The organism is Streptococcus sp. 5905 (assembly GCF_013276505.1).
Classification (GTDB): Bacteria; Bacillota; Bacilli; order Lactobacillales; family Streptococcaceae; genus Streptococcus.
In genome coordinates this window covers 43,513-64,074 of sequence record NZ_VMLC01000007.1, presented here as the reverse complement: position 1 = coordinate 64,074, position 20,562 = coordinate 43,513, and the positions used below count along the sequence as shown (strand labels likewise).

Sequence of the window (20,562 nt, the reverse complement as noted above, 5' to 3'; positions counted from 1 at the left end):
CGATTCCGTCTCGCGCCATTTTATAATGGTTATGCGGGTGTAGTTTAGTGGTAAAACTACAGCCTTCCAAGCTGTTGTCGCGAGTTCGATTCTCGTCACCCGCTTTGAACTTTGTTCAAATTACCAAGTTTTTAACTTGGGCGCGTAGCTCAGGTGGTTAGAGCGCACGCCTGATAAGCGTGAGGTCGGTGGTTCGAGTCCACTCGTGCCCATTAATAGGAGAATTACTCAAGAGGCTGAAGAGGACGGTTTGCTAAATCGTTAGGTCGGGTAACTGGCGCGGGGGTTCGAATCCCCCATTCTCCGTATACAGAGAGCTATAAAGCGAGTGTAGGAGTTTAAATCAACTTATACCTATTAATTAAATATTTTGGAGAATTACTCAAGAGGCTGAAGAGGACGGTTTGCTAAATCGTTAGGTCGGGTAACTGGCGCGGGGGTTCGAATCCCCCATTCTCCGTGATACAATTTGAGAATCTTTATCAACTCTAGTGGGTTGAAGAAAAGCTAAGATCGAGAAAGGACGAATTTCGTCCTTTCTTTTTTGATGTTGAGAGCGATAAAAATTCTTTTATTGAAGTTTTCAAAGTTTCGAAAACCAAAGGCATTTCGTTTGATAAGTTTAATGAGATTATTAGTCGCTTCCAATTTTGCGTTGGAATAAGGTAACTGAAGGGCGTTGACAATCTTCTCTTTATCCTTGAGGAAGGTTTTAAAGACAGTCTGAAAAAGAGGATGAACCAGCTTGAGATTATTTTCAATGAGTTCGAAAAAATTCTCTGCCTCCTTGTTCTGAAAGTTAAAAAGCAAGAGCTGATAGAGATTGTAGTGTTTCTTCAGCTCTGTGGAGATAGTCAAGCTTTCAGCGATGGCTGTTATAGGGACTTTCTCGACTAATTTTTGAGAGATTTGGTGGTTTTTCTTGACTAAGGGAGTCTCTGCGACAGCCATTTTTTTACAGATTTTACAGCGGAAGCGCAGTTTCCTTAGACGAATTAGAATTTTGTATCCCGCACATTCTAGATAAGGGATTTTAGATTTTTTTTGAAAATCATATTTCTTCAGTGATTTCCTTGTGGGTATCCATATTGAAAATATCCACACTCTTGATGTTAGGGTCTTTAACGTCTAGTAGGTTTGTGATAAAATGTAATGGTTCCATAAGATTCTTTCTAGTGATGGTTTGGTCGCTTTTCATTATAGATCTTTTGGGCCTTTTTTCTAGGCATCTCCATAGTGGTTTTACTCACTACAGAATTATAGAGCTCTATTATCTAATGCCATTTCACTAACTTTCATACTAGAAAAAATCATAAATAGACTAGATTTAGTGGTATACTAAGGTTAGGGACTTTAAGTGGCTGGGGATAATCGAGATGAAAAATGGAGTAAAATTTCACAGTATTTTTTATAGATTTATACTATTTATCTTTCTAGTATTTCTAACTGTGATTTCAATGATCTTAGATGCAAAAAAAGCGCAAATTCGCTTTTTTAACCTATCTTTGACTATCGGACAAGAGGAGTTGAAGGTTGTTACAGTTGCGGTTTTGCTCCTTACTTTTCTTCTATCTTTCTTGTTCAAATGGAAGTGTTTAATCCATAAAACTGGGATTTATCTAAGAAAAATTGATTTATTTATAGCTTGGGATGAGATTAGAGGTTTTAGCCATGTCTGGATAAATGAATATCATCGTGGACCTCATGGTTTCCCGTTCTATAATCGTAAGACGCTGGTTATTTATAGAGAAAATTATCAACCGATTTGCCTTTATAATATTTCAATATTGGCCTTATATGTGGCTAAATGTTATCATCCAAAATTGAAAACCAATATAGTTTCAGCAACGTTGGCAAGTCTCTTCAATATGGCTTTAAATGGATGGTTCTTGTACGAGATGTCTAGTAAAAATTTGGTGAATATAAAAGCTGAAGTCTTTATGTTTTGGCTGCTTTTATATGTTGTTAAAGCTTTTGCGCTACCATTGATTATGCTTGGATACGAAAATCACTGCTATGGAGTTTCTTTGGTACATAGCACGGCATATAAAAAGAATGCCTCGAAAGCTATTCACCTGTAAAGTGTTGGAAGGAAGCCAGCTATTTATATATCTGCTACTTTCTACATTCAAAAAGCATTATATGTTACTAGTTGAGGCTCTAGACACCATATAGTGCTGTTTGTTAAGTCCAGCTAGTGAGTGAGATTTCACCACTATTGAGCCATATTTCTGTCTGGTCATCAAGCTGGATAAGGAGTTGTCCTTTGTCGGAGATGTCCTTGGCGACTCCTTTTTTTTCAGTCTGTTCTTGGATAAAACTGACCTCTCTTCCTAGAACAAGAGAGTGTTCTTTATAAAGATAGAGTAGTTCTTCGGGTGCTGTTTGGTAGAAACAACGACAAATTTCTGAGATTAGTTCGTTTCGTGTGATAGGAGCTGGTGGTGTAAAGAGACTTCCAGCTTTTTCTTTTATCTCTTTGGGAAAATCGCTGATGGCAAAGTTGATTCCAACGCCGATAATGACATCTGTTACTAGACCTGTTTCCACGGACGTCATGGCTTCGGTGAGGATACCTGCTATTTTTTTATTTTTAAAGTAGATATCATTTACCCATTTGATACCCACGTCAATCAAGGTGAGGTTTTTAATGGCTTTGTAAATGGCACCTGCTGTAAGTAATGTGTAGGCAGGAAGCTGGTCATAGGTGAGATTTGGCTGAATATGTAATGACATATAAATACCTCCCTGAGATGGAGAATAGTAGGGGCGTTGAAAGCGACCACGACCTGCTGTTTGACATGTGGAAAGATAAAGACTATTTCCCAGGCTTCCACCTTCAATACCTTCTTTTGCGTCTGTTTGGGTTGATTTAGTCTCAGGTTTGTAGCGAATGGTTAAGTTGGTTTTCTCTTGAATCAAATCAGGTAGGATCAAATCGCCTTGAATAAGTTTGTAACCTTTATTTTTAATACTGTCAATCACGAGCCCTTCTTGTTGGAGGCGTTGAATTGCCTTCCATATGGATGTACGACTTAACGACAGTTCTTCTCCGATTTTTTCTCCGCTGACATAGTCGTTTTCTCTAGCTAATATTTGGTAGACTAGTTGGTGTGATTTCATTGATTTTCCTTTCTAGCTATGAGGGAGTGAGAGAGTTCTTTTCGAGTTTGACTCGGTGTTTTATGAAAAAACTGCTTGTAGGCTTTTGAGAAATGGAGAGGATCTGAAAAGCCGACGGAGTATGCAATGACTTTAATAGATTCTTCAGTATGTTCCAGAAGTTGTTGTGCACGATGCATCCGAACGTAGAGTAGATACTCTTTTGGAGAGAGTTGGTGAAATTCTTTAAACACACTAGTTAAGTAACTTCTATGAACCGATAGCTCTTTTGCTAAATCTTGAATTGTGAGTGATTGAGGGTAGTGACTATCTATCAATCGTTTGCAGTCAAGATAGAGTTGGTGGGTTGATGAAATATTCTTTTTTTTCTGATTGGGAGCAATCGTTCCTAGATGAAACATTAGTTCATGGAGTTGCCCCATGATGTGGAGTTGTGCTAGTTCGTTTGATTTTGTTATCTGAGCGAAACGGACAATACTATCAACGAGTTTTGCAGTTGTCTGTGTATGACAGTTTTTTGACTGGATGAGGTAGGATTGGTCAGAAATTTGAGATAGAGCAAAATAGTCAGGTGCCCTCCCTCCAGTAATCCCTAACCAGTAGTAAGCCCAAGGATCCTGTCTATCTGCTTGATAGAAGGTTAATTCATCTGGTTTTAGTAAAAAGAAATCTCCTGCCTTTAAATCAACAATTTTCCCCTTATAATGGAATTGACCTTTTCCTTTAGTAATGTAATGTAGTACATAGGTATCTCGAATAGCTGGGCCAAAAGAGTAGTTAGGCGTGCATTCTTCATAGCCGTAAAAGCTAAGAGAAAGATCAATTGTTCCAGTCTGGTATTCTGAAAAAACGAGCATGTGCCACCTCCTACCTAACATTTTACCATACTTTGTAGACATTTCTCTATTTTAGAAAGCGCTTTTATTTGATAAAATTTTATCAAGAAATCGAAGAGGTGAAATATATGGGAGTTCGAATAGAGAATAATCTATTTTACGTTGAGAGTAAAGGTCTAAGTTTGATTATTGAAAATAGGGATGGATTCTTATTATTAAAACATTTAGGAAAGACTATTAAGAACTATAGAGGAACTAATAGTGTTTATGAACGCGATCATGCTTTTTCTGGTAATCCAATAGCTACTAATCGAACCTTTAGTTTGGATACGCAACGTCAGATTTTTGGACAACATGGCTTAGGTGATTTTAGAAGACCAACCTTACAGGTTCAGCATGATGCAACTGAAGTGACAGACTTTCGATTTGTAGAAGCAAAGATTTTAAAAGGTCAGAATGGTCCACAGGGCTTACCTTCTCCACATAGCATGGACGATACAGAGACTCTTGCCTTGATTTTAAAAGATTCTAAGGCTCAACTTAGTCTGACTTTGTATTATACTGCTTTTGATAATGATGCGACAATTGCTAGTTACAGCAAATTGGAGAATAATAGCAATCAGGAAGTTATCATTCATAAGGACTTTTCTTTTATGGCTGATTTTCCCGCTGCGGCTTACGAAATTGTAACTCTGCAGGGTGCTTATGCTCGTGAAAAGACTGTTCGACGTCAACAGGTAGAACAAGGAATCTTTTCAATTAGTTCGAACCGTGGTGCTTCTGGTCATGCTCAAACACCAGCTCTTCTATTATGTGATCAAGGAGTCACAGAAGATGCCGGCGATGTATTTGCCCTGCAACTATTGTATAGTGGAAACTTTGAAGCTTTTGTTCAAAAGAATCAATTGAATGAAGTTCGGGTGGCTATTGGCATTAACCCAGAAAACTTTTCTTGGAAGTTAAATCCTGAGGAAAATTTTGAAACACCGGTAGCTTTAGTGACCTATTCAGATAAGGGATTAACTGGTATTAGTCATGAAAGTCAGAATTTTGTACTTAAGCACATAATGCCAAGTCAGTTTTCTAAAAAAGAGCGTCCAATTCTAATCAATAACTGGGAAGCTACTTACTTTGACTTTCAGAGAGAAAAACTGTTAGAGTTGGCAGATGAGGCTAAGAAAGTTGGTATTGAACTTTTTGTATTAGATGATGGTTGGTTTGGTAATCGCTTTGATGATAATCGTGCTTTAGGTGACTGGGTTGTTAATGAGAAAAAACTGGGTGGAAGTCTTGAAAGTCTGATTTCAGCTATCCATGAAAAAGGTTTACAGTTTGGTCTTTGGTTAGAACCTGAAATGATTTCTGTTGATAGTGATTTGTATCGCAAACATCCTGACTGGGCTATTCAGGTTCCAGGTTATGAGCATACCTATTCTAGAAATCAATTAGTACTTAATCTTGCCAATCCTCAGGTAGTAGGATATTTGAAAAATGTTTTAAATGAACTCCTCTCTCATCATAAAATTGATTACATCAAATGGGATATGAACCGCAATATCACTAATCTGGGGAATGGTTCAGCCTACTTGGATACCCAGATGCAGTCTCATCAGTATATGTTGGGGCTTTACGAACTCGTTTCTTATCTGACTGAGAAGCACGGCCATATTCTCTTTGAGTCCTGCTCTGGTGGTGGAGGACGAAATGATCTTGGTATGATGCGTTATTTCCCACAAGTCTGGGCTAGTGATAATACTGATGCTATAGCACGTTTACCAATTCAATACGGCTCATCTTATCTCTATCCAACCATTTCCATGGGAGCTCATGTGTCAGCAGTACCGAATCATCAGATGGGACGAATGACACCATTGGAAACTCGTGGTCATGTGGCAATGATGGGAAATCTGGGTTATGAGCTTGATTTGACAAGTTTATCAGATGAAGAGAAGTCTGAGATCGCTAATCAGGTGAACTTGTATAAAGAATTGCGGCCAGTAGTCCAGTTGGGGAATCAGTATAGGTTAATCAATCCCGATGCTGAATCCAATGAAGCAGCTGTGCAATTTAACTATGGAAATCAAACAATTGTAACCTACGTCCGAGTCCTATCAGTTGTGGAAACAATGGAAACAACTTTAAAGTTAAAAGATTTGGATGAAGAGGGACGGTATGAATTACAGGAAAATGGTGTAGTTTACTCAGGTGCAGAACTCATGTATGCGGGTATTACTATGGAGCTTCCGCAGGGAGATTATCTCAGCAGGCAGTTACATTTCATTAGAAGATAAGGAGATAAAATCATGAGATGGTATAAAAAGATGAGCTTAATTGCTACTACAGGACTCTGCCTTTTGGGACTGTCAGCTTGTAGTAGTCAAGAGGAGTCAACTGATGGCAAGGTAACGATTGAGTTTTTTAACCAGAAGACCGAGATGGCAGATACTTTGCAAAGAATAGTGGATGATTTTGAAAAGGAACACCCTAATATTGATGTGAAGTTAACAACAGTGCCCGCAGCAGGTATTGTCCTAAAAACGCGTGTTTTATCAGGGGACGTGCCAGATATTGTCAATATCTACCCTCAAAATATGGATTTTCAGGAGTGGGCAAAAGCAGGTTATTTTGCAGATATGACAGGGAAATCTTATCTTGAGAACATCAAGAACGACTATGCCGAAAAGTATGCGATTAATGACAAAGTTTATAGCGTGCCTTTAACGGCCAACCTTTATGGAATCTATTACAATAAAACAAAATTTAAAGAATTAGGACTTGAGGAACCGAAGACTTTTAAAGAATTTCAAGAGATTGTTAAAAAGATAAAAGATAGTGGAAATTCTCCATTTGCAGTTGCAGGCAATGAAGGCTGGACATTAAATGGTTACCACCAACTTTCTCTCATTACTATTACAGGTAGTGGAGATGCGGCTAATAACTACCTTCGCTTTTCAAAACCAAACGCTATCTCTGTAGATGATGCTATTTTAAAAGCAGATGCAGAACGACTCGATTTGTTGGCGGATAATGCTCAAGATGGTTGGCGTGGTGCCTCTTATAATGATGCGGTGGTAGCATTTTCGAGTGAAAAAGCCTTGATGATGCCACAAGGATCATGGGCATTAGCGGCAATTAATCAACAGGATCCAAAATTTGAGGTGGGGATGTTTGCCTTCCCAGGAGAAGAAGTAGGAAAAGAAGTTACTGTTGGTGCAGGGGACATGGCATTATCAATTTCAGCTACTACCAAACATCCGAAAGAAACCGAAGAATTTATCAGCTATATGACTAGTCCAAAAGCTATGCAGTCATACTATGATGTAGATGGATCACCAGTTGCGGTGAAAGGCATACAGGAAAAAGAAGATTCAGCGCTTGCAGATATTTCTAAACTGGCATTTACGGACAAACATTATGTTTGGTTGGGCCAACGCTGGAACTCTGAAGAAGACTTTTTTAATCTAAGTGCAGGTTATCTGATGGATAAAAATCTGAAAAATATGGCAAACAATCTCAATGCTTTCTTTAATCCAATGAAGGCAGATTTGGACTAGAATAGGAGTTAAGATGATATGGCTATTCGAAAATTTTTAAATAAATACTGGGGTTGGACATTTTTACTCATCCCGCTTGCTTTACAAGCTATCTTCTTTTACTTTCCAATGGTACAAGGTGCTTTCTATAGTTTGACTAACTGGACTGGATTGACCTATAATTATAAATTTGTTGGTTTGAATAACTACAAATTGCTGATGATTGATGGGAAATTCTTCACAGCCATAGCCTTTACTTTGATTTTAACTCTGGCATTGATTATTGGAGAGATTACGATTGGGATGGTTGTGGCACGAGCCTTAAATTCTAAGATGAAAGGGCAAACTTTTTTTAGAGCATGGTTCTTTTTCCCGGCTGTTTTGTCTGGTTTGACAGTTTCCTTGATTTTTAAACAATTCTTCAACTATGGTCTTCCAACGATTGGAAGAATTTTAGGGATTGGTTTTTTACAAGAGAGTCTATTAGGGACACCTGTCGGAGCGGTAGTAGCAACTATTTTTGTTCTTCTATGGCAAGGAGTAGCAATGCCAATTATTCTCTTTCTTGCTGGTCTTCAGAGTATTCCAAATGATATTTTAGAGGCAGCATCAATTGATGGTGCAACCAGTAAACAAACTTTTTGGAAGATTGAATTGCCCTATTTACTGCCAACGATCTCAATGGTTTTTATCTTGGCTCTTAAGTCTGGTTTGACAGCCTTTGACCAAATTTTTGCGTTGACGAGTGGTGGTCCAAATAATGCTACAACGTCTCTTGGACTTTTAGTATACAACTATGCTTTCAAGAGTAATCAATATGGATATGCGAATGCAATTGCCTTGATTTTATTCTTAATTATTGGAATTGTTTCTCTTATCCAAATCAAGCTATCAAAGAAATTTGAAATCTAATAGAGGAGTCCTACACATGAAAAAAGAAGAAAAATTGAATCAGTTTTGGAAATATGTCCTCTTGATAGTCGGTGGTATTCTTATACTTGTTCCTTTGTTGGTAACGGTATTTAGTTCTTTCAAAACAACTAAGGATATCATGAATCATTTCTTTAGTTTGCCTAATCCTTTTACATTAAGTAATTATGAACGCTTGATTTCGGATGGGATTGGAGGCTATTTCTGGAATTCAGCAGTTATTACGGTGTTATCATTGATTGTAGTAGCTTTCTTTATACCAGCTGCAGCTTATTCCATTGCTCGAAATATGTCCAAGAAAAAAGCCTTTGCAATTATGTATTCGCTCTTGATTTTAGGGATATTTGTTCCATTTCAGGTGATTATGATTCCCATCACAGTTATGATGAGTAAACTCGGTCTAGCAAATATGTGGGGGCTAGTAATACTCTACCTAACTTATGCTATTCCACAGACTCTCTTCTTGTATGTTGGTTATATAAAAATCAGTGTACCAGATAGTTTGGATGAAGCTGCGGAAATTGATGGGGCTGATCGTTTTACAACTTATCGTCGAATCATCTTTCCAATGTTGAAGCCCATGCATGCGACAACTTTGATTATCAATGCTCTCTGGTTCTGGAATGACTTTATGTTGCCACTGTTGATTCTGAACAAGGATTCTAAGATGTGGACCTTACCTCTCTTCCAATACAACTACCAAGGTCAGTACTTCAATGACTATGGTCCAAGTTTTGCATCTTATATTGTGGGAATTGTAACGATAACCATTGTCTACCTCATCTTCCAAAAACATATCATTTCAGGAATGAGTAACGGGGCAGTGAAGTAAGAAAGTGCTTAGGGAATTTATAATTCCATACATAGAGGAACAGTTCAGCTTGTTGACAATTCTATGTAGAAAAAAGTAGTACTTTGTAGCTTGCAGTCTATATTAGTACAAGTTCGATGTGAACAAAAATCTAAAAATATCTTTCATTTACGAAGCCAGGTCATATGAGACTTGGCTTTCATCAGAAAAAGGAGAACATCTATGACCATTCAAAATAAAACTATGTTGATTACTTACTCAGATAGTCTTGGAAATAACCTTAGAGACTTGTATGAGAATTTGGAAGAACATTTTGGCGATGCTATTGGGGGAGTTCACCTTCTGCCATTTTTCCCGTCAACAGGTGATCGTGGATTTGCGCCAGTTGACTACGATGAAGTGGATCCAGCGTTTGGTGATTGGGAGGATGTTAAGCGTTTAGGTGAGAAATATTATCTTATGTTCGACTTTATGATTAACCATATTTCTCGTCAATCTAAATATTATAAGGACTATCAAGAAAAACATGAAGCTAGTGAATTCAAAGATCTCTTTCTAAACTGGGATAAGTTTTGGCCAGAAAATCGTCCGACACAAGCTGATGTAGATTTAATTTACAAGCGCAAGGATCGTGCGCCAAAGCAGGAGATCGTTTTTGCAGATGGTTCAGTAGAACATTTGTGGAATACCTTTGGTGAGGAGCAGATTGATCTTGATGTGACCAAGGAAGTAACAATGGAATTCATCCGTAAGACCATTCAGCACCTGGCAAGTAATGGGTGTGATTTGATTCGTCTAGATGCCTTTGCTTATGCAGTGAAGAAATTGGATACCAATGATTTCTTTGTGGAACCAGATATTTGGAATTTATTGGACAAAGTCCGAGATATCGCTGCTGAGTATGGGACAGAGCTCTTACCTGAGATTCATGAACACTATTCGATTCAGTTTAAAATAGCGGACCATGATTACTATGTTTATGATTTTGCCCTTCCAATGGTGACTCTTTATACTCTTTACAGTTCCAGAACAGAGCGTTTGGCTAAGTGGTTAAAGATGAGCCCGATGAAGCAATTTACGACACTAGATACTCATGATGGGATTGGAGTGGTGGATGTCAAGGATATCCTGACAGATGAAGAAATTGACTATGCTTCAAATGAGCTCTATAAGGTTGGAGCGAATGTCAAACGTAAGTACTCTAGTGCAGAGTATAACAATCTAGATATCTACCAAATCAATTCAACCTATTATTCTGCGCTTGGAGATGATGATGTCAAGTACTTCCTCGCTCGTTTGATTCAAGCTTTTGCTCCAGGCATTCCTCAGGTTTACTATGTGGGTCTATTAGCAGGTAAGAATGACTTGAAATTATTAGAAGAAACCAAAGAAGGTCGAAATATTAATCGTCATTACTATAGCAATGAGGAAATAGCAGAAGAAGTTCAACGTCCTGTGGTGAAGGCCCTTCTCAATCTATTTTCTTTCCGTAATAAATCAGAGGCCTTTGACCTAGAAGGGACTATTGAGATAGAAACACCAACAGCTCACAGCATTGTAATCAAACGTCAAAATAAAGACAAGTCTGTAACAGCAGTAGCAGAAATTGATCTGCAAAGTCAGACCTATCAGGTAGTGGAAAACGGCAGAAAAATTCAGTTCTAGTGCTATATTAATGAAAGAGTTTTTTTGTGGCGAAAACGTGTTCATTGTTCCCAAATGACGGAAAAAATGGTAAAATTAAAAGATAGTTTAGCATTTATCTTCTGGAGAAATCCAGAACAGAAAGGATCCGTTTTGAAATCAATTGGATTACTGGATAAGATAAGAGGGCTTTCGAAAAAAGATTTCTTTTTGTATCTGATGATCATGAGTATCTTTTTACCTTTTTATTTGTTCTTAGCACTCTTTGCTTTATATTTGATAGGTTTACTTGTTACTGGGGAGATGAAGGGAATTATCAAGGGATTGGCCAAACATCCTGTACTTCTCTTTTTTATTGCCTACAGTAGTATCATCTCTATCGTCGCCAAGAACTGGCTTGGATTGGTTGCATCTTTACTGATGTTTCTCTTCCTCATTTTCTTTAGTTTTTACCAGAAACGTCTGACACATGCTTTCTTTCGACTGATACTGCAGACAATCTTGTTTGGTAGTGTGCTCTCTGCTGTTTTTGCTACTTTGGAGCATTTCCAGATTGTAAAGAAATTTAACTATGCCTTTCTTTCGCCCAATATGCAAGTATGGCACCAGAACCGTGCAGAGGTAACTTTCTTTAATCCGAACTACTATGGAATTATCTGTTGCTTCTGTATCATGATAGCCTTTTACCTCTTTACAACGACGAAGTTAAGATGGTTAAAAATCTTTTGTGTGCTAGCAGGTTTTGTAAATCTATTTGGTTTGAATTTTACACAAAATAGAACAGCCTTTCCTGCCATTATCGCGGGTGCCATCATTTATCTCTTTACAACCATTAAAAACTGGCGCGCCTTCTGGCTCAGTATTGGTGTTTTCGGGATTGGCCTTTGTTTCCTCTTCTCAAGCGATTTGGGTGTCCGTATGGGAACGCTAGATTCTTCAATGGAGGAGCGTGTTTCAATCTGGAATGCGGGTATGACTTTGTTTAAGCAAAATCCGATCTGGGGTGAGGGTCCGCTGACCTATATGAATTCCTATCCGAGAATCCATGCACCTTACCACGAGCACGCGCATAGTCTTTATATCGATACTATTTTAAGTTATGGTTTGATTGGAACCATTCTCCTATCCATTTCTTCGGTTATCCCGGTTCACATGATGATGGATATGAGTCAGGAGTCTGGTAAACGACCAATTATCGGTCTTTATCTCTCCTTCCTTACAGTAGTCGCTGTACATGGAATTTTTGACTTGGCTCTCTTCTGGGTTCAGTCAGGATTCATCTTCTTGCTGGTTATGTGCAGTCTACCACTGGAACATCGAACCTTGGTGTCCGAAATGACAGATTAAGTTACTCAAGAACGGAGATCTTCTACTCTAGGTAGGAGGTCTTTTTTGTTGGCGAAAATTATTTCTAAATCGAAATAGTTGACAGATGGAACGAGAGGTGTTACAATAAAAACAATTCGATATAGAAATAAAATGGAGGGATCATGAAGGATAGTCATTTAGTAGCCCATCATATTCGTTTGTTAAATAGGCGGATTTTTCAAAAGTTACTGAGTCAGGATCCTGAGGCTCTTTATCGGAGTGAACAGGGCAAGATTTTAGCGGTTTTATGGAATAGTGAGACAGGTTGCGCTACAGCGACAGATATTGCGCTTGCGACTGGTCTCGCCAACAATACGCTGACAACTATGATTAAGAAACTTGAGGAGCAAAACCTGGTCATCATTAGCCCATGTGGAATAGATAAGAGAAAGAAATATGTCAAGTTGACAGAGCAGGGTTGGTCTCAGAAAGAAGTTGGCCATCGTGTTAGTCAAAGACTGGATGCTATTTTTTATAAAGGATTCACTGAGGAAGAAATTCGCCAGTTTGAAAGTTATCAGGAACGCATTTTGGACAATCTGAAAGAGAAAGCAAATGAGGAATAAAATATGTCAAAACAAGTTGAAAATGCTCACAACCTATACATTCATGCCATTCAAGATGGGCGCGTTGCCGAGGCTCAAGCTCAGTCTGTAGGGGATACTTATATCCAACACTCGACAGGTGTGCCGGATGGGAAAGAAGGGTTTGCGGCTTTCTTTGCAAATTTCTTTGAGCGCCATCCCGAGCGTGAGATGAAGATTGTTCGCACTATTGAAGACGGCAATCTAGTCTTCGTCCATGTTCATCAATATCTCAATGGTGGGGAAGCTCAATGGGTGACGACAGATACTTTCCGTGCGGATGAGAATGGACGCATCGTGGAGCATTGGGATGTTATTGACTACTATCGAACACCTGAAAATGACCAATTAGACCAGATTTTTGGAGATTTTGAGATCAATGATTTGGATAAGACAGCAGAAAATAAAAAAATCGTTCGTCGTTTCCTGACAGAAATCTTCCAAAATGGGGAGCTAGAGCAGTGGAGTGAATTTGTGGCAGAAGATTTGATTCAGCATAATCATGAGATTGGACAAGGAAGTCAGGCTTATAAAAACTATGTGGCTGAACATGGTGTTACTTTCGACTTTGTTTTCCAGCTTTTGGGACAAGGAAACTATGTGGTCAGCTATGGCCAGACTCAGATTGATGGCGTTGCCTATGCCCAGTATGATATCTTCCGTCTAGAAAATGGGAAAATTGTGGAGCATTGGGATAATAAGGAAGTTATGCCTAAGGTAGAAGACTTGACCAACCGAGGGAAGTTTTAAATTGAGGACAAATAATGATTGAATATAAAAATGTAGCGCTACGTTACACAGAAAAAGATGTCTTGAGAGATGTCAATTTACGGATTGAGAATGGGGAGTTCATGGTTTTAGTTGGACCTTCTGGGTCAGGTAAGACGACCATGATTAAGATGATTAATCGTCTTTTGGAACCGACTGATGGAAATATTTACATGGATGGCAAGCGCATCAAAGACTATGATGAGCGTGAACTTCGTCTTTCTACTGGTTATGTTTTACAGGCCATTGCACTGTTTCCCAATTTAACGGTTGCGGAAAATATTGCCCTCATTCCGGAGATGAAGGGGTGGACTAAGGAAGAGATTGCTCAGAAAACTGAAGAGCTTTTGGCTAAGGTTGGTTTACCAGTAGCCGAGTATGGGCATCGCTTACCTAGTGAACTATCTGGCGGAGAACAGCAGCGGGTTGGTATTGTTCGTGCCATGATTGGTCAGCCTAAGATTTTGCTTATGGATGAACCTTTTTCAGCCTTGGATGCTATTTCGAGAAAACAGTTGCAGGTTCTGACGAAAGAATTGCATAAAGAGTTTGAGATGACAACTATTTTTGTGACCCATGATACGGATGAAGCTTTGAAATTGGCGGACCGTATTGCTGTTTTGCAGGATGGAGAGATTCGTCAGGTGGCGAACCCTGAGACGATTTTAAAAGCTCCTGCAACAGACTTTGTAGCTGACTTGTTTGGAGGTAGTGTTCATGACTAATTTGATATCAACTTTTCAGGATCGTTTTGGTGACTGGGTAACAGCTCTATCTCAACATTTGCAGTTGTCACTTTTGACCTTGTTACTAGCTATTTTTATTGCAGTCCCCTTAGCGGTATTTCTTCGTTATCATGAAAAGATGGCGGACTGGTTTTTGCAGATTGCAGGGATTTTCCAGACCATCCCGTCTTTGGCCTTGTTGGGGCTCTTTATCCCCTTGATGGGAATTGGAACTTTGCCTGCTTTGACAGCACTAGTGATTTATGCGATTTTCCCGATTTTGCAAAATACCATCACGGGGCTAAAGGGAATTGATCCAAGTCTGCAAGAGGCTGGGATTGCCTTTGGGATGACCAGGTGGGAGCGTCTCAAGAAGTTTGAAATTCCACTTGCCATGCCTGTCATAATGTCTGGTATTCGGACGGCAGCGGTTTTGATTATCGGTACGGCAACCTTGGCTGCCTTGATTGGTGCAGGGGGACTGGGTTCCTTTATCCTTTTGGGAATTGACCGCAATAATACCAGTCTGATTTTGATTGGGGCACTTTCTTCTGCAGTGCTCGCCATTGCCTTTAACTTCCTACTAAAAGTGATGGAAAAAGCAAAATTGAGAACGATTTTCTCTGGTTTTGCCTTGGTGACCATATTGCTCGGTCTGTCTTATAGTCCAGCCTTACTAGCTCAAAAAGAGAAAGAAAATTTGGTTATTGCTGGGAAATTGGGACCAGAACCCGAAATTTTGGCCAATATGTATAAGTTGCTGATTGAAGCAAATACCAGTATGACTGCGACTGTTAAACCGAATTTTGGGAAAACAAGTTTCCTCTATGAAGCTCTGAAAAAAGGGGATATTGATATCTATCCTGAATTTACTGGTACGGTGACTGAAAGTTTGCTTCAGCCATCACCGAAAGTGAGTCACGAGCCAGATCAGGTTTATCAAGTGGCGCGTGATGGCATTGCCAAACAGGATCATCTGGCCTATCTCAAACCTATGTCTTATCAAAATACCTACGCTGTAGCTGTTCCGAAAAAGATTGCTCAAGAATATGGCTTGAAGACCATTTCGGACTTGAAAAAAGTAGAAGGACAGTTGAAGGCAGGCTTTACTCTCGAGTTTAATGATCGTGAGGATGGAAATAAGGGCTTGCAATCAATGTATGGACTCAATCTTAATGTAGCAACCATGGAGCCGGCCCTTCGCTATCAGGCAATTCAGTCAGGCGATATTCAAATCACAGATGCCTATTCGACCGATGCAGAGTTGGCGCGTTATGATTTACAGGTCTTGGAAGATGACAAGCAACTTTTCCCACCTTATCAAGGAGCGCCACTCATGAAAGAAGCTCTTCTCAAGAAACATCCAGAATTGGAATCTATTCTCAATAAATTGGCTGGTAAAATTACTGAAAGCCAGATGAGCCAGCTCAACTATCAAGTGGGTGTCGAAGGCAAGTCTGCAGAACAAGTAGCCAAGGAATTTCTACAAGAACAAGGATTGTTGAAGAAATAAATGGAGAGGAAAGCCAGTGGTAGCCACTAGCAATTTTCTTCAGCAGACAAAATCCCATCTCGAATTATAGACGAGATGGGATTTTTAATGTTAGAGTAAGATAAACAAGAGAGCAATCAAAGCCGCTAGTGTGCCCCTTATAATGTGGTGCGATATATGTTGGTTTTCTTGCTGTCTCCCATTCCAGTAAGCACCGTAGCAGATGATGCTAGAGCCCACTATCCATAAGACGACAGTTGCAAGCGGAACAAAGAAAAAGATAGCAAGAGCTAGTGAAGTAAGACAACTTCCCACCAAGATACACATGTTCCCTTGACAGTAATTTTTTTCTTTCATGGCTGCGAAAGCTGCCGCGAGATGAAGGAGGGAGAAAATAAGAGCCAATACAATCGTCAGAATTCCTAGGATAATAGAAGTTAACATGGTTGATTCCTTTCTTCGTGACAGGATTAAATTTCGAGTGATTTTGTAGAAGTCATCTCAATCACATCTAAGTAAAATCTCACTACTTGGTCTTCAGTATAAGATTTTCCTTTTTTTAGCCACCAGGTCAGTGTTTCGATAAAGTTCGTCACAACAAAATGCTGAAGGTAGGAGGCCGGAATGTTTGGATAGGCCTCTTGCAAATCCTCCGCTACCATGGGGTAAACATGGTGTTCGAGTTCCTTGTGTAGTTGGCGGAGAAAGTAGTCGTTTTTGGAAAAAAGAAGACTGGTGACATGGTCTTGATTTTTTTGAAAATGCAAAAAAATATGTGCGAGGTAGTCCTCGGTAGTAAAGTGTCCTTCCCTTTCAAAGAGATGATGAAAGAGGTAGCGGCAGAGCTCATCTAAAAGCAGTTCCTTACTCTCGTAGTGACAGTAAAAAGTGGAACGCCCAACATCTGCCAAGTCAATGATATCTTGGACAGTAGTAGCATCATAGCCCTTGTCGTTCAAAACTTGTAGAAAAGCTTGATAAATGGCTTTTTTCGTCTTGCTGACTCGACGGTCTCTTTTTTGCATATAGACACTTGAGACAAACTGTTCAGAACTGAATAAGGCTGACAGTTTGCTTCTATCCTTTCTTTGGATTTTATTAGATAATACAAATGAAAGAAGTATATATACCTATTATACCAAAGGAGGGAGAAAAATGAGTTCTAAAACATCTATCTGGCTAGCCTTTTTCTTGAATCTATCATTTTCTATTGTCGAATTTATTTTTGGGGGCATCTTCAATTCAAGTGCTGTATTAGCGGATGCGGTTCATGATTTGGGCGATGCTCTTGCCATAGGCTTATCAGCTTGCTTGGAAACTATTTCCAATCGTCAGGAAGACAAACGTTATACACTTGGTTATAAACGCTTCAGTCTGCTAGGCGCCATGCTGACTGCTTTGATCCTTTTGACAGGGTCTTTCATGGTGCTCTTGGAGAATATTCCTCGTCTCCTATCCCCTCAGCCTGTCAACTACCAAGGGATGCTGTGGTTGGGGATTCTTGCGATTCTTATCAATCTCTTGGCTAGTCTAATCGTTCGTAAGGGTCGGACAAAGAACGAAGTTATCCTGACCTTGCATTTTTTAGAAGATATTCTGGGTTGGCTAGCGGTCATTCTGGTTGCTGGTGTTTTGTATGTGACAGATTGGTACTTTCTTGATCCGCTCTTATCACTCTTGATTTCTAGTTTTATCCTCTGGAAAGTCATTCCTCGCTTTTGGTCAACACTTAAGATTTTCTTAGATGCTGTGCCTGAAGGGGTCGAGACTGCCGAGCTAGAGAAAGAGTTAGCAGCGCTAGCTAATGTTAAAAGTGTTAATCAACTCAGTATTTGGTCTATGGATGGTCTGGAAAATGACGCCATTGTTCATGTTTGCCTAGAAGAGATTGAACATATGGAGTATTGTAAAGAATCCATTCGTAATTTACTCAAAGATTATGGTTTTCAAAATGTTACCATTGAAGTTGATGCAAACCTAGCAAGTCACCAAACCCATAAGCGAAAAATTGAGGAGTTGGAAGTAGGTCAAAGTCATGGACATCATCATTCATAAGAAGTCGATTTTCCATTTGTTGATTATTTTTGATGAATTGTAAATGTAACATATTTACTCCATTATGAAATTGTGATAGACTACATATATCACTGAAAGGAGATAGGCGATGTTACAGCTACAACACATTTCAAAAGTCTATCATACGGGCGATAAAGAGTTCCACGCGCTAAAGGATATATCGATTCGCTTCCGTGAGAATGAGTTTGTCTCCATTCTCGGGCAATCGGGTTCTGGGAAAACCACCCTATTAAATATCATCGGGGGACTCGACCAATACACATCTGGTGATTTACTCATCCAAGGAAAATCAACAAAGCAATTTAAAGACCGCGATTGGGATAGCTACAGAAACCACACCATCGGTTTCGTCTTTCAGTCTTATAATCTCATTGGGCACCAAACTGCACTCTCTAACGTAGAAATTGCAATGACTCTTTCGGGTGTTTCAAAAGCAGAACGTAAGAAACGTGCTATCGAAGTGCTCGAACGCGTAGGCCTAAAAGACCATTTATATAAGAAACCAAGTCAAATGTCTGGGGGACAAATGCAACGAATCGCGATTGCGCGTGCTCTTGTTAATGATCCAAAAGTCGTTTTAGCCGACGAACCGACAGGAGCGCTCGATTCTGAGACTTCTGTTCAAATCATGGATTTATTAAAAGACATTGCCAAGGAACGTTTGGTTATCATGGTGACGCATAACCCAGAGCTGGCGCAGAAGTACTCCACACGTATCGTACAAGTATTAGATGGAAACATCTTGAGCGACTCAAACCCATGCGAACCAACAGAGGAGACAAAGCAAGTCGACATCCAGTTCACGAAGACGAAGATGAGCTTTATAACCGCCCTTGTACTTTCCTTTAATAACCTATTGACAAAGAAAGGTCGTACCTTACTAACAGCTTTTGCGGGTTCCATCGGGATTATCGGGATTGCTCTTATCTTAGCCCTTTCCAATGGTGTGAGTGACTACGTTAAAAAGGTGCAGGAAGATACCCTCGTCTCTCTTCCACTGACGATTAGCGAGCAGAACCAGAGCAACTTGTTGGCGACCTCTCCAGATTTGAGCGAGAAGCCTTACAAGGATAATCATGAGCTCGGTATCAATACGGTTTTAACGAATTTATTGAAAAAACAAATCGGAAAGAACGACCTAGCTTCCTTCAAGACTTACTTGGAGGAACACGCTTCGAAGGTCGAATCTCTCACAAAAGACATTCGTTACCGATACAATTTACAACCGTTTATCTATGCAAGTGATACTTCCAACGGACCCAAAAGTATTCTGCCTTCAACCTTAGCTGATGAAGTAGAAACAGCGAACCAAACGATGAAGGGATACTTACAAAACCTCAACTACTGGAGTGAACTTTCTAGTGATTCTTCAATGCTAGAAAGCAAGTACGACGTGTTGGAAGGACGCTTCCCACAAGATAAGTCCGAGCTCGTCCTTATCGTAGATGAAAACAATCAAATTAGCGATTTGTTGCTCTATAGTTTGCGTTTCAAAGATCCCAGTGAATTGAACGATACGAAGAAGCTCGACGAACTCTCTTCTCAAACGTATCAATATAGTGATTTTATCGGGAAAACTTTCAAAGCAGTTGTTAATACAAACCGTTTTGTGAAAGAAAATAACTTATGGCTCAATAAGATTGATAATGCTTCTTATATGAAAACTCAAATCGAGAATGGGCTCCAACTTAAAATTGTGGGTGTTCTTCGCCAAAAAGATGGCACAAGTTCAGGCGTGAATGCTCCTTTAGGAGGAATCGCCTACACAAGCGCCCTTATTGATTACACTTCCGAATACATTCAAAATAGTGATATCGTTAAGGAACAGGAAGCCAATCAAAATCTAAATGTATTTACGGGTAAAGAATTTGCCAAAGATCCTAAACCATTCAGTTCGGAGAATTTAACCGAAGAAGAAAAAATTCAGTTGGCCAAAATGACGCCTGAAGAACAAGCGCAGTATGTCCAACAATATAACGACAATTCGGCTTCAACTTACGAGGAAAACCTCGCAAAAATGGGCGTCATCAACAAATCCAAACCAGCTGCCATTGAGCTCTACACCTCTTCGTTCCAACAAAAACAAGACTTAAAAGAGTTCATAAACGCCTATAACACAGCGAAAAAAGAAGCTGGAGAAGACGATAAGGTACTCGCTTATTCAGATGATATCCAAACTATCATGTCTTCAATTACGACATTGGTTGGCGTAGTGACAACAGTACTCGTTGGCTTTGTGGCCATCTCACTCATTGTATCTTCTATAATGATTTCGATTATCACGTACATTTCAGTTCTCGAACGTACAAAAGAAATCGGAATCCTACGTGCAATGGGGGCTTCGAAGAAAGATATTCGTCGTATCTTCACTGCTGAAACAGCCATTGAAGGATTGATCTCTGGGGTGCTCGGTATCACGATTACCTTTCTTGCGACATTCCCAATCAATGCGATTGTTGCGAAAATGACAAATGTAGGAAATGTAGCGCAATTACCAATAGAAGTAGCTCTAATCCTTATCGGTATTTCGATTGTCCTTACCATGTTAGCCGGTCTAATCCCTTCACGCATCGCTGCTAAGAAAGACCCAGTCGAATCGCTTCGTAGCGAATAACAACTAAACCACAAAAAGGTGGATAAAGGAATATTTCTTTATTCACTTTTTCTATTGG

At 39.5% G+C, this 20,562-nt stretch carries 17 protein-coding genes, 4 tRNA genes and 1 pseudogene; 17 read left to right on the top strand and 5 right to left on the bottom strand.

Going from position 1 to position 20,562, the window contains the following annotated elements; translation table 11 throughout:
- The first annotated feature begins 33 nt into the window (after positions 1 to 33).
- The 4 genes from HT680_RS08805 to HT680_RS08790 all read left to right on the top strand — a co-directional run bounded on the left by HT680_RS08805 (position 34) and on the right by HT680_RS08790 (position 460).
- A tRNA-Gly gene (locus HT680_RS08805) sits at positions 34 to 104 on the top strand.
- Between the two features lie 34 nt (positions 105 to 138).
- Positions 139 to 212 (top strand) — tRNA-Ile (locus HT680_RS08800).
- Between the two features lie 6 nt (positions 213 to 218).
- A tRNA-Ser gene (locus tag HT680_RS08795) sits at positions 219 to 306 on the top strand.
- Between the two features lie 66 nt (positions 307 to 372).
- Positions 373 to 460 (top strand) — tRNA-Ser (locus tag HT680_RS08790).
- Between the two features lie 47 nt (positions 461 to 507).
- On the opposite strand, the pseudogene HT680_RS08785 reads toward HT680_RS08790, so the two are convergent.
- Positions 508 to 1,162 (bottom strand): annotated as a pseudogene (locus tag HT680_RS08785) (transposase).
- A 214-nt stretch (positions 1,163 to 1,376) separates the two neighbouring features.
- On the opposite strand from HT680_RS08785, the gene HT680_RS08780 reads away from it, so the two are divergent.
- Positions 1,377 to 2,081 (top strand): hypothetical protein, encoded by a 705-nt coding sequence (locus HT680_RS08780; RefSeq protein ID WP_173259781.1) that lies wholly within the window; start codon positions 1,377 to 1,379, stop codon positions 2,079 to 2,081.
- Positions 2,082 to 2,184: 103 nt separating this feature from the next.
- Here the strand turns inward: HT680_RS08780 and birA are convergent, their stop codons facing one another.
- Both birA and HT680_RS08770 read right to left on the bottom strand, forming a co-directional pair.
- The gene (gene birA / locus HT680_RS08775; RefSeq protein ID WP_173259779.1) at positions 2,185 to 3,123 is read right to left on the bottom strand and encodes a bifunctional biotin--[acetyl-CoA-carboxylase] ligase/biotin operon repressor BirA; all 939 of its coding nucleotides are present in this window, start codon (positions 3,121 to 3,123) and stop codon (positions 2,185 to 2,187) included.
- Complete coding sequence (locus tag HT680_RS08770; RefSeq protein ID WP_173259777.1) at positions 3,120 to 3,980, bottom strand: AraC family transcriptional regulator; 861 nt, start codon at positions 3,978 to 3,980, stop codon at positions 3,120 to 3,122. Before HT680_RS08770 ends, birA begins: the two co-directional genes overlap by 4 nt.
- 107 nt (positions 3,981 to 4,087) lie before the next feature.
- Here HT680_RS08770 and HT680_RS08765 point away from each other — a divergent pair, with 107 nt between their 5' ends.
- From HT680_RS08765 to HT680_RS08720, 10 genes are all read left to right on the top strand, one after another.
- The gene (locus HT680_RS08765; RefSeq protein ID WP_173259775.1) at positions 4,088 to 6,250 is read left to right on the top strand and encodes an alpha-galactosidase; all 2,163 of its coding nucleotides are present in this window, start codon (positions 4,088 to 4,090) and stop codon (positions 6,248 to 6,250) included.
- Positions 6,251 to 6,262: 12 nt separating this feature from the next.
- Positions 6,263 to 7,513, top strand: a complete 1,251-nt coding sequence (locus HT680_RS08760; protein WP_173259773.1) for an extracellular solute-binding protein — start codon at positions 6,263 to 6,265, stop codon at positions 7,511 to 7,513.
- An 18-nt stretch (positions 7,514 to 7,531) separates the two neighbouring features.
- Entirely contained in the window at positions 7,532 to 8,404 is an 873-nt protein-coding gene (locus HT680_RS08755) for a sugar ABC transporter permease (protein ID WP_084975704.1), read from the top strand.
- Positions 8,405 to 8,420: 16 nt separating this feature from the next.
- Positions 8,421 to 9,254, top strand: a complete 834-nt coding sequence (locus HT680_RS08750; RefSeq protein WP_000711271.1) for a carbohydrate ABC transporter permease — start codon at positions 8,421 to 8,423, stop codon at positions 9,252 to 9,254.
- A gap of 201 nt (positions 9,255 to 9,455) precedes the next feature.
- Positions 9,456 to 10,898 (top strand): sucrose phosphorylase, encoded by a 1,443-nt coding sequence (gene gtfA, locus HT680_RS08745; RefSeq protein ID WP_173259771.1) that lies wholly within the window; start codon positions 9,456 to 9,458, stop codon positions 10,896 to 10,898.
- A gap of 132 nt (positions 10,899 to 11,030) precedes the next feature.
- Positions 11,031 to 12,224, top strand: coding sequence for an O-antigen ligase (locus tag HT680_RS08740; protein ID WP_173259785.1), 1,194 nt, complete (start codon positions 11,031 to 11,033; stop codon positions 12,222 to 12,224).
- Positions 12,225 to 12,367: 143 nt separating this feature from the next.
- The gene (locus HT680_RS08735; RefSeq protein ID WP_173259769.1) at positions 12,368 to 12,811 is read left to right on the top strand and encodes a MarR family transcriptional regulator; all 444 of its coding nucleotides are present in this window, start codon (positions 12,368 to 12,370) and stop codon (positions 12,809 to 12,811) included.
- A 3-nt stretch (positions 12,812 to 12,814) separates the two neighbouring features.
- A complete protein-coding gene (locus HT680_RS08730) occupies positions 12,815 to 13,579 on the top strand; it encodes a nuclear transport factor 2 family protein (protein WP_173259767.1) in 765 nt (254 codons plus the stop codon).
- Between the two features lie 14 nt (positions 13,580 to 13,593).
- Positions 13,594 to 14,322, top strand: a complete 729-nt coding sequence (locus HT680_RS08725) for an ABC transporter ATP-binding protein (RefSeq protein ID WP_173259765.1) — start codon at positions 13,594 to 13,596, stop codon at positions 14,320 to 14,322.
- Positions 14,315 to 15,835 (top strand): ABC transporter permease/substrate-binding protein, encoded by a 1,521-nt coding sequence (locus HT680_RS08720; protein ID WP_173259763.1) that lies wholly within the window; start codon positions 14,315 to 14,317, stop codon positions 15,833 to 15,835. The genes HT680_RS08725 and HT680_RS08720 overlap by 8 nt, the downstream gene beginning before the upstream one ends.
- 90 nt (positions 15,836 to 15,925) lie before the next feature.
- Here HT680_RS08720 and HT680_RS08715 read toward each other — a convergent pair whose 3' ends face one another.
- Together HT680_RS08715 and HT680_RS08710 are read right to left on the bottom strand one after the other, a co-directional pair.
- The gene (locus HT680_RS08715) at positions 15,926 to 16,258 is read right to left on the bottom strand and encodes a glucuronide permease (protein WP_173259761.1); all 333 of its coding nucleotides are present in this window, start codon (positions 16,256 to 16,258) and stop codon (positions 15,926 to 15,928) included.
- Positions 16,259 to 16,284: 26 nt separating this feature from the next.
- Entirely contained in the window at positions 16,285 to 16,839 is a 555-nt protein-coding gene (locus tag HT680_RS08710) for a TetR/AcrR family transcriptional regulator (protein ID WP_173259759.1), read from the bottom strand.
- Positions 16,840 to 16,969: 130 nt separating this feature from the next.
- On the opposite strand from HT680_RS08710, the gene HT680_RS08705 reads away from it, so the two are divergent.
- Both HT680_RS08705 and HT680_RS08700 read left to right on the top strand, forming a co-directional pair.
- Positions 16,970 to 17,869: a cation diffusion facilitator family transporter gene (locus HT680_RS08705; RefSeq protein WP_173259757.1), complete on the top strand. Its 900-nt coding sequence runs from the start codon at positions 16,970 to 16,972 to the stop codon at positions 17,867 to 17,869.
- A gap of 109 nt (positions 17,870 to 17,978) precedes the next feature.
- Positions 17,979 to 20,504, top strand: a complete 2,526-nt coding sequence (locus HT680_RS08700) for an ATP-binding cassette domain-containing protein (protein ID WP_173259755.1) — start codon at positions 17,979 to 17,981, stop codon at positions 20,502 to 20,504.
- Positions 20,505 to 20,562 lie beyond the last annotated feature (58 nt).